The 9,180-nt window shown below is 65.0% G+C and carries 7 protein-coding genes, 1 tRNA gene and 1 pseudogene; 5 read left to right on the forward strand and 4 right to left on the reverse strand.

What is annotated here, in order from left to right; genetic code table 11:
• Positions 1-148: 148 nt before the first annotated feature.
• Positions 149-2,410 carry a TonB-dependent receptor gene (locus QM712_RS35475; protein WP_415027804.1) on the reverse strand — a complete coding sequence of 754 codons (2,262 nt, stop codon included), beginning with the start codon at positions 2,408-2,410 and terminating at the stop codon, positions 149-151.
• 601 nt (positions 2,411-3,011) lie between these two features.
• Entirely contained in the window at positions 3,012-3,473 is a 462-nt protein-coding gene (locus QM712_RS35480) for an Lrp/AsnC family transcriptional regulator (RefSeq protein ID WP_415027805.1), read from the reverse strand.
• 160 nt (positions 3,474-3,633) lie between these two features.
• On the opposite strand from QM712_RS35480, the gene alr reads away from it, so the two are divergent.
• A complete protein-coding gene (gene alr / locus QM712_RS35485; protein ID WP_415027806.1) occupies positions 3,634-4,761 on the forward strand; it encodes an alanine racemase in 1,128 nt (375 codons plus the stop codon).
• Positions 4,758-6,008 carry a D-amino acid dehydrogenase gene (locus tag QM712_RS35490; protein ID WP_415027807.1) on the forward strand — a complete coding sequence of 417 codons (1,251 nt, stop codon included), beginning with the start codon at positions 4,758-4,760 and terminating at the stop codon, positions 6,006-6,008. Before alr ends, QM712_RS35490 begins: the two co-directional genes overlap by 4 nt.
• Positions 6,009-6,161: 153 nt before the next feature.
• On the opposite strand, the gene QM712_RS35495 is transcribed toward QM712_RS35490, so the two are convergent.
• Together QM712_RS35495 and QM712_RS35500 are read right to left on the reverse strand one after the other, a co-directional pair.
• Positions 6,162-6,238 (reverse strand) — tRNA-Arg (locus QM712_RS35495).
• Positions 6,239-6,525: 287 nt separating this feature from the next.
• The gene (locus QM712_RS35500; protein WP_415027808.1) at positions 6,526-8,046 is read right to left on the reverse strand and encodes an ATP-binding protein; all 1,521 of its coding nucleotides are present in this window, start codon (positions 8,044-8,046) and stop codon (positions 6,526-6,528) included.
• A gap of 348 nt (positions 8,047-8,394) precedes the next feature.
• Between QM712_RS35500 and rpmH the strand changes: the two genes are divergently transcribed.
• The 3 genes and pseudogenes from rpmH to QM712_RS35515 all read left to right on the forward strand — a co-directional run.
• Entirely contained in the window at positions 8,395-8,529 is a 135-nt protein-coding gene (gene rpmH / locus QM712_RS35505) for a 50S ribosomal protein L34 (RefSeq protein WP_008542748.1), read from the forward strand.
• A 24-nt stretch (positions 8,530-8,553) separates the two neighbouring features.
• Positions 8,554-8,940 carry a ribonuclease P protein component gene (rnpA, locus tag QM712_RS35510; protein ID WP_415027809.1) on the forward strand — a complete coding sequence of 129 codons (387 nt, stop codon included), beginning with the start codon at positions 8,554-8,556 and terminating at the stop codon, positions 8,938-8,940.
• Between the two features lie 16 nt (positions 8,941-8,956).
• Positions 8,957-9,180 (forward strand): annotated as a pseudogene (locus tag QM712_RS35515) (membrane protein insertase YidC); the annotation flags it as partial.

A 9,180-nucleotide genomic window follows, 5' to 3' on the forward strand; every position in this document is an offset into this window, starting at 1 on the left:
AACACGAGTGGAAGACCGGTCACGCAGATGACGAGCAGGAACAGGGTGCAAACCAGGCTCGACCATTTGTGCACCCAGATCCATCGGCGAAGAGTTGCGCGCGTCATGACATTCCCAGCAACGAAAGGGACTTTCTAGCAGATGGTCCCTAGAAGTCGAACGTCGTCGAAAGCATGTAGGTCCGCGGAGCTCCGAGCACCAAGCCGAAAGTCGGCGTCGCGGCCGCCCAATAGCCGGTGTTCGCGACATTGATGACATTGGCGCGAATGGTGACCGGCTTGCCCCGCAGGTCGAACGTGTAGCGAGCCCCGAGGTCGAAACGGACCCAATCCGGGATCTGCTGGAGGTTGGCGTTGTCGTAATACTGCGCGCTGGTGTAGATGGCCCGCCCCGAAAGGGTCAGACCGCGCAGGAACGGGGTGTCCCACTCGCCGCCGATGTTGAGCTGAACGTCGGGCACGCCCGGCGCCGTGTGTCCATCGTTGACGCCGCCCGCGGTGCGAACGAGGCGCCCTTGCAGCAAGGTGACGCCGCCGAGCACGCGAACGGAATCGGTCACCTCGCCCATCGCGTTCAGCTCGAGGCCGCGGTTTCGCTGCTGTCCGTCCTGCGTGTAGGTGTTCGTCGCCGTGTTGACCAGGGCGCTCGGCTGGGTGATCTCGAACAGCGCGGCCGTCGTGATGACGTGTCCCCAATCGACCTTGACGCCGGTCTCCACCTGCTTGGAGATGTAGGGTGCCAGCACCTGCCCGAAATTCGTGTAACCCGCCGGGACCGACAGGCCGGGCTGCAGGCCTTCGATGTAGTTGGCGTAGAGCGAGACGTTCTGAAGCGGCTTGACCACGAGTCCCACCGCCGGCGTGAAGGCGTCCTTGCTGTAGTAGGACGTCTGCGCGCCGGTCGCCGTGCTGTAGCCGGCCGACTGAATCTGCTGCTGGCGGCCGCCCAGGGTCAGCTGCACGCGCTCGTCCAGGATCGACATGGTATCGGAGATTGCACCGGTCGATGCATGGAGCACGCTGCTCAGCTTGGGGTCGATCAGGCTGTAGGCGGGCGTGGAAATGTAGTTGGGATTGTAGAGATTGGAATTGATCGTCGCCACGGTCGGAAACTGGCTTCCGGACCAGTCGTCGAGCCGGGTGCCGGCCAGCGAAACCCGGTGATCGATGAAGCCGGTCGAGAACCGACCGCGGATGCCGACCTCCTGCGAGAAATCGTCGCGGAAGACCGGGAAGTTGTAGGGGGCCTCGACGAGGTTGCCGTTCGCATTGTTGATGGTCGCAAAGCCGCTCAGGAGATAGTCGCGATTCCTGCGGCCGCCGACAGCTGCATAGACGGTGACGTTGTTGGTGAGATCGTATTCGCCGCGCCAGGCGCCGTAGATGTCCTGCACGTGCGCGTAGGTCCACGGCTGGAACCAGTTCGCATTGGCGCTCGGCGCCTTCGGCACGGCGATTCCCGTTGCGAGATAGGTCGGACGCAGCGGCGATTGGGTGTCCTGGTTCTGATAGCCGAGGTCGAGCGAGGTCCGGAAACGTTCGCCGCGATAGTCGAGAGCAACCGCCGCATTGCCGAGTTCGGCCGACTGGTTTCTCGTCGACGTGTCTCCGTTGCGGTAGCTGCCGTTGAAGCGAACGCCCCATTCCTTGTTGTCGCCGTAGCGGCGGCCGACATCGACCTGGGTCCCGAAGGTGCTGTTCGAGGTGTAGAGACCGGTGAGACGGGTGATCGGATCGTCGGTGGCGCGCTTGGGAACGATGTTGATCGTACCACCCACGCTGCCGAGCGGCGGCAGGCCGTTCAGGAATGCGCTCGGGCCGTTCAGCACTTCGACGCGCGCAACCGAGTCCGAGGCGAACGACAGGCCCGGGACCACGCCGAACAAGCCGTTGAAGCTGAAGTCCCACGGGCTCACCGGAAAGCCGCGGATCATGAGAGCGGACGTATAGCTGTTGTCTGCCCACGTCGTTCGGATCGACGGGTTGTTGTAGAGAACGTCGACGACCGTGCGCGCCTGCTGATCCTTGATCAGCTTGTCCGTGTAGCTGACCTGGCTGAACGGCGTGTCCATGACGCCGCGATTGCCGAGCAGGCCGAGCTGGGCGCCCGTTGCGACCTGTCCGCCGGCGTAGGGCGTGGGCGCTCCCATCGTGCTGGTCGATGGCGCGGCATAGACGGCGGCCGCGGCCGGTGCCGCCGCAGGCGTCGTCCGGCGCGCCGTGCTGCGGCGCGTGGCCGCACCTCGACTGGCGTTCGTGCTGCGCTTGGGAGCGGCCTGCGGTGCATCGACGGTGACAGGGGGCAAAGCCGTCTGCGCGAGAGCGGTGTCAATCGTGAAATCAGTCAGCGTGAGAGACAGGATGCTCGCAGCACCGAGCAATGGAATTTTCTTCTTCGAATTTTTCGACACGCGACTTCCCCAGTTCCAGTCGGCCGCGCTGTTCGCAACCGCGGAAGGGTTCTGCCGAACCGCAACACCGATTGCATCAGAATGACGCCTGGAAAGGCTCTAAGTCGTCACGATTGAAAAACGCGTGTGACTTCGAATCCACTGTTCGACCCGAAGCGCAGCGCAGCCGGATGATCTCCGCGCAGATTCTGTTGCACATCTGCATGAGCACGAGCCGATTGCAGATTTTTCCTGGGACAAACCGGAAGCGCTCACGCGTCGAGACGCGGCACGGGCAGTGTCTCTCCAGCTTCAAGGCGCCTCACGATCTGGAGCGGCTGTGGATCGATTAAATGCGCGAACTTGCGCGCGACGCCGCTGCCGATGCGAGCAGGCCGGCAACGGTGGTCGCCATCGGCATCCATGAGTTCGTGGTCGGCACACCGGCCGGTGCAGCCGCGCTGCGCCGCATGCCGCAGAACTTCAAGGCGGAGCATCCGATTCGGCTGACCGAAACCGAGGCGGAGTTGCGCGCCGCCGGGCCACACCCGCTGACGCGAGCGGCTCGTTGCCAGCGCTCGGCTGTGGTGTCTCGGCGAACCTGCGTCGCGCAGGCCCCGCGCTACGTCCTGCCGACTTTGCGCGAAGCCAGGACGTCGCGGATCGAGAAACTCGAATGGATCCGCGCGACACCGGGCAAGGTGGACAGGATCTCCTTGTGGATTCGTTCGAACCCGACCGAGCTCGCGACTTCCACCCGCAGCAGATAGTCGGAGCCGCCCGTCATCAGGTAGCACTCGCGGATCTCGGGATGCTCGCGCACCGCGGCTTCGAAGCGATCAAGATAATCCTCGGTCTGACGCTCCAGCGAGATGTTGATGATGACGGCCATCGCGTCCGACGAGGCCGTATCGAGCAGAACGGTGTAGCCGCGGATCACGCCCGCCTGCTCCATCAATCTGATGCGCCTGAGACAGGCGGACGGCGACAGCCCCACCTCCTCGGCGATGCCGGCATTGCTCTTGCGGGCATCGAGACGAAGCACCCTGAGAATATTGCGGTCGATGGCGTCCAGAGCGGTCATGATCGATTATGCGAAATGATGGCTGATCATGCAATTCATGCGGCTATAACGCAACAATAAATCACAGAATGCTCGGTAATTTCGTTCATTCTTTCATATGGTTCCATGGCGAAGCAGGTGAACCATGGATTGCGGCATTCCGGAGCATGAGGGACGGCGGATGGCTTCCGAGGGAGCTGCCGGTCATCTCACGGTCGATCTCGACGCCCTTGGCCGCAACTACCAAAAGCTATCCGCCGAGGTGTCGCCTGCTCGCGCGGCGGGCGTGGTCAAGGCCGACGCCTATGGTCTCGGCGCCGAACGCGTGGCCGCACGGCTCTACGCCGAAGGTTGCCGCATCTTCTTCGTCGCGCAGTACGTCGAGGGAAGACGCCTCCGACCCGCGCTGCCATCCGACGCGCAGATCTTCGTGCTGAACGGCCTGCAGCCGGGGAGCGAGCGCGATGCCGCGCAGGACGGCCTCGTCCCCGTCATCAACTCGTTCGCACAGCTGAAGCGCTGGATCGATGCCGCGAACGCGACCGGTCGCCGGCTACCAGCCATTCTGCAATTCGACACCGGCATGTCGCGGCTCGGCATTCCCTTGGAGGAGCGCGCGCGCGTCGCGGACCTGCTGAAGACCGCACGCTCGATCGACGTTCAATTCATCATGAGCCACCTCGCCTCCGCCGACGAGGCGCAAGATGAGCAGAACGAGGATCAGCTCTCGGAGATGCGCCGCATCGCCGGCGAATTCCCGGGCCTTGCGGTCTGCTTCGCCAATTCCGGCGGCATCTTCCTCGGCGAAGCCTATCACGGAGCGCTGGTGCGGCCCGGCATCGCGCTCTATGGCGGCGCACCGACGGCGAACGCGCCCAACCCGATGGAGCCGACCGTCAGCCTCGACGTCGCCGTCGTGCAGACCCGCACGGTGCCATCCGGAACGAAAGTCGGTTACGGCGGCACGCATGTCGCGACGGATGAAACGCGGCTCGCCACGATTTCCGCCGGCTATGCCGATGGCCTGCTGCGCAGCCTGAGCAGCAGGGGCGCAGTCTATTGCGACGGCGTGCGCCTGCCGATCGTCGGCCGCGTGTCGATGGACAGCATCACCATCGACATCTCGTCGCTGCCCGAAGGCCGGCTCGAACTCGGCAGCCTCGTCGAGGTCCTTGGTCCCCATCAGACCATCGACGACCTCGCGCGCGACGCGGGGACCATCTCCTATGAAATCCTGACCGGCCTCGGCGACCGGTTCGAACGCCGGTATCGCGGAGCCGCGAACTCCACCGTCACGGGGAAGCCATGAAAGTCATCGTTCTCGGCGCCGGCATCGTCGGCGTCACGTCCGCCTATCAGCTCGCCAAGGCCGGTCACGAGGTGACCGTGATCGACCGCCAGGAGGGCCCGGCGCTCGAGACCAGCTTCGCCAATGCCGGCGAAGTGTCGTTCGGCTATTGCTCGCCCTGGGCCGCGCCGGGGATTCCCGTGAAAGCCGTGAAATGGCTGTTCATGCAGCATCCGCCCCTGATCCTGCGGCCGAAGATCGAACCCGCCATGCTCTCGTGGCTGGTCCGGATGCTCTCCAACTGCACCTCGAAGCGCTACGCGATCAACAAGAGCCGCATGCTGCGGCTTGCGGATTACAGCCGCGTGTCGCTCGCCGCGCTGCGCACCGAAACCGGGATCGCCTATGACGAGCGCATGCAGGGCACGCTGCAGCTGTTCCGCACCCAGGCGCAGCTCGACGCCTCGGGCAAGGACGTCAAGGCTCTGGCCGCGGACGGCATTCCCTATGAAGTGCTCGACCGCGATGGCTGCGTCCGTGCCGAGCCCGCGCTCGCCCATGTCCGCGAGAAGATCGCCGGTGGCCTGCTGACGCCCAAGGACGAAACCGGGGACTGCTTCAAATTCACCAACGCGCTGGCGAAGAAGGCGGAAGAGCTCGGCGTGCGCTTCGCCTACCGGACGCAGATCAAGGGGCTCGACATCGAGGGCGGACGGGTCCGCGGCGTCGTCACGTCCAACGAGAAGCTTGCGGCCGACGCAGTGGTCGTCGCGCTCGGCAGCTACTCGCCCCTGCTCCTGAAGCCGCACGGGATCAGCCTGCCGGTCTATCCGGTCAAGGGCTATTCGCTGACGATCGACATCACGGATGCTTCGCGCGCGCCGGAATCGACGGTGATGGACGAGACCTACAAGATCGCGATCACGCGTCTCGGCTCGCGCATCCGCGTCGGCGGCATGGCGGAGATCTCCGGATACACCAACGATCTCGGCATCGAGCGCCGCCGCACGCTGGAGCATTCCGTCACGGACCTGTTCCCCGGCGGAGATGCCGGCAAGGCGTCGTTCTGGTCGGGCCTCCGGCCGATGACGCCGGACGGCACGCCGGTGATCGGTCCGACCGGAATCGCGGGCCTGTTTCTCAACACCGGCCACGGCACGCTCGGCTGGACGATGAGCTCGGGCTCGGCGCGCGTGATCGCCGATCTCGTCTCCGGCCGCCAGCCCGAGATCGATGCCACCGACTTGGCGCTCAGCCGCTACGGCTGAGACTGATCCTGACCGAAGACAGGCCGAAATTCGGGACGTGCTGAGGCGCGTGCCGGACGCCACGCGCGTGACGCATCAATCGTGTTCATTACCCGCGACAGCGACTGCTGCATCAGGGAATGCCGACATGATCGTCAAACATTGAAAGCCGAATGGCGCGCCCGGAACGATTCGAACGTCCGACCCTCAGATTCGTAGTCTGATGCTCTATCCAGCTGAGCTACGGGCGCGTGTTTCGCAAACAGCGATTGCGGGCAAGGCCCGCGACGCATCTCCCGGAAGGCCGAGAGGGGTGCGAAAGAGCGCTCTGACTAACCGCTCTTGCCGCGGTTGGCAAGGTCCGGGATGGGGAGATTTTGCAGGGAGATGACGGTTTCCGTCGTCATTCCGCGGCGATGCCGAGCATCGCGCCGGGAATTGGGAAATTCGCACGCGATTCCCGGCTCTTGCCTGATCGCCAAGGAAACGACGAAAGGAAACGACGAAAGCGGCCGCGGCCGTCGGCCTCTGGCCGACCTCAGGCCCGCGCCCGCTCGTTGCGGATCGAGAGCAGTTCCACCGGGCGGTCGGGGATGACGATCCGGAAGGTGGCGCCGATGGTGCCTTCGACGAGATGGATGTCGCCGCCATGGGCGCGGACGAGCTCGGCGGCGATCGCAAGGCCAAGGCCGCTGCCGCCGGGCCGGCCGGAGGTCTGGAAGGCTTCGAACAAATGCTCCCGGGTCCTTTCGGGAACACCGGGGCCGGTGTCGGAGACCTCCAGGATGGCGACCGCGCCCTCGCGCTTGCCCGTGATCCGGATCTGCTGCACCCCGCCATCATCGGCGGAGGCGTGGCTTTCGAGCGCCTGGGCGGCGTTGCGAACGAGGTTGAGCAGCACGCGGAACAACTGGTCGGGATCGGCATCGATCGCGAGCCCGCGCTCGATCGCGGCGACCCAGGCGATCGTGGCGTCGCTGGCGAGGCCCGCGGTCTCGCGCACCTCCAGCACCACCGGCTCGATCATGATCATGCGGCGGTCGGGCGCGGCTTCCTGGGCGCGGCCGTACGACAGGGTCGACTGGCAGAAGGCGATGGCGCGCTCGAGCGATCGCACGAGCTTGGGCGCGAAGCGCTGCACCCGCGGATCGGGCACGCTGGCGAGCTGATCCGACAGAAGCTGGGCCGAGGCCAGCAGATTGCGCAGATCGTGATTGATCTTGGACACGGCGAGGCCGAGCGCGGCGAGCCGGCTCTTCTGATGCAGCATCGACATCAGGTCGCGCTGCATGTCGGACAGCTCGCGCTCGGCCACCCCGATCTCGTCGCTGCGCTGGCTCGGCACGATGATCCGCGCCGAGCTTTCTGGATTTTCGTGGAAACCGACCAGGCTCGCGGTCAGCCGCCGCATCGGCCGCACGAACAGATAATGCAGGGCGAGATAGACGAGGCCCGCGGTCAGGACCGCGATGATCAGCGCGACCACCACGACATTGCGGGAAAAGCGGTACATCGATTGCCGCAGCGGCTGCTCATCGGTCACGATCTCGATGAACTGGGCATTGCCGACGCCGGGGCCGACGATTCGGATGGCCTGGTTGCCGGTCTCAAGCATCATCCGGAACGAGCCGGTGATGGCCTCCCATGCCGTCATGTCGCGCAAATCGATGTCATGTTCGATGGCGGCCGGCAGATCGGCGCTGGCGAGCAGCCGGCGCTGCTGGCCCATCTTGATGGCGACCGCGCGCGCATTGATGCTTTTCAGGATCTGCCGCGACAGCGAATCGGGAACCATGCCCAGCGGCGCCGCATCGAGCACGAGGGCCGCGGTGTTCGCCGCCGCGACGCGGTCGTTCAGCCTGTTCACCCAGAAGTTGGCGATCGCGGGCACATAGAGCAGGCTGGCGGCGATCATCACCAGGGGAACGGTGAGCAGCAGCAGCTTTCCGGACAGACCAAGCCCGCGCGGCCCGCGCGACCGTGTCGCGGGCTGATCCAGGCGCTCTCTCAGGTCCTGGTTTCCCAGGTCCTGAGTCGGCTGGAGGTCTGTCGGTACCACGAAATTCGCCCTCGCTGCCCTCTGTTAACGGAGGATGCGACCCGCCCCTTTGGCGGTCAAATTACGGATCGCTAATCTGCCGATGTGGGATGTAAGCCCGGTCTCGGCGAGTCGCCACCTCAACCGATAAAAACCCCGCCGAAACAGTGATATTCACGCGATCCGGGCCATCTTGCGGCGTTGACGAAAACAGGATGGTCCCTTATAAGCCGCGCCGAATTGTCCGCGATGACCCGGTTCGGCCGGGAGCGGCTCTCTAGGGGCCGGAAAGGGCCCGTTTTGGGCCGCATCTTCCGGACTTTACCTTCAATTCTACAGGCAAATTGCCCGGTCAGCGGAGAAAAACCCGTGAAGCGGACTTATCAACCCAGCAAACTGGTGCGCAAGCGCCGCCACGGCTTCCGTGCTCGCCTCGCGACCGCCGGCGGCCGCAAGGTTCTCGCCGCCCGCCGCGCCCGCGGCCGCAAGCGTCTGAGCGCCTAAGCCTGACCCTTTTGGGATTTCATCATGGATCGGCTGAGGCAGCGGGCGGACTTCGTCGCCGTTGCCAATGGCGCGCGGGTGAATAGTCCCGCGTTCGTCCTGCAGAGCCGTCGCCGCGATGATCTCGGCCCGATCCGGATCGGCTTCACCGTTACCAAGAAGAACGGCACCGCCACGGAGCGCAATCGCATCCGGCGCAGGCTTCGCGAACTGGTGAAGCGGCTCGATCCGGTGTCGATGTCCCCCCATCATGATTATGTGCTGGTCGGCCGAAGGGAAGCGCTTGCGCGCGACTTCGCGACCATGCTTGACGACCTCCGTACGGCATTCACGAGGCCCATGCGGCAGGCGACGAAGGGGCGCGGCCTGAAGCCGGACCCCGTTTCCCCGTCCCGCCGCAAACCGGATTGATGACGAGACATCTGAGATGACCGACAATCGCAATACCATCCTCGCCGTCATTCTGTCCGGCCTCGTGCTGATCGCCTGGCAGTACTTCTACAACGTGCCGCAGATGGAGAAGCAGCGCGCCCAGCAGCAGGCACAGGCCGAGCTGCAGAAGGGCACGCCGCAGCCGACGGCCTCCGCAACGCCGGGCGCCACGCCGCAAGCGGGCAACTCGCCCCAGCCGTCGGCGGCGCCGGCCGCGAA

This window comes from Bradyrhizobium sp. (assembly GCF_047605465.1).
GTDB lineage: Bacteria > Pseudomonadota > Alphaproteobacteria > Rhizobiales > Xanthobacteraceae > Bradyrhizobium.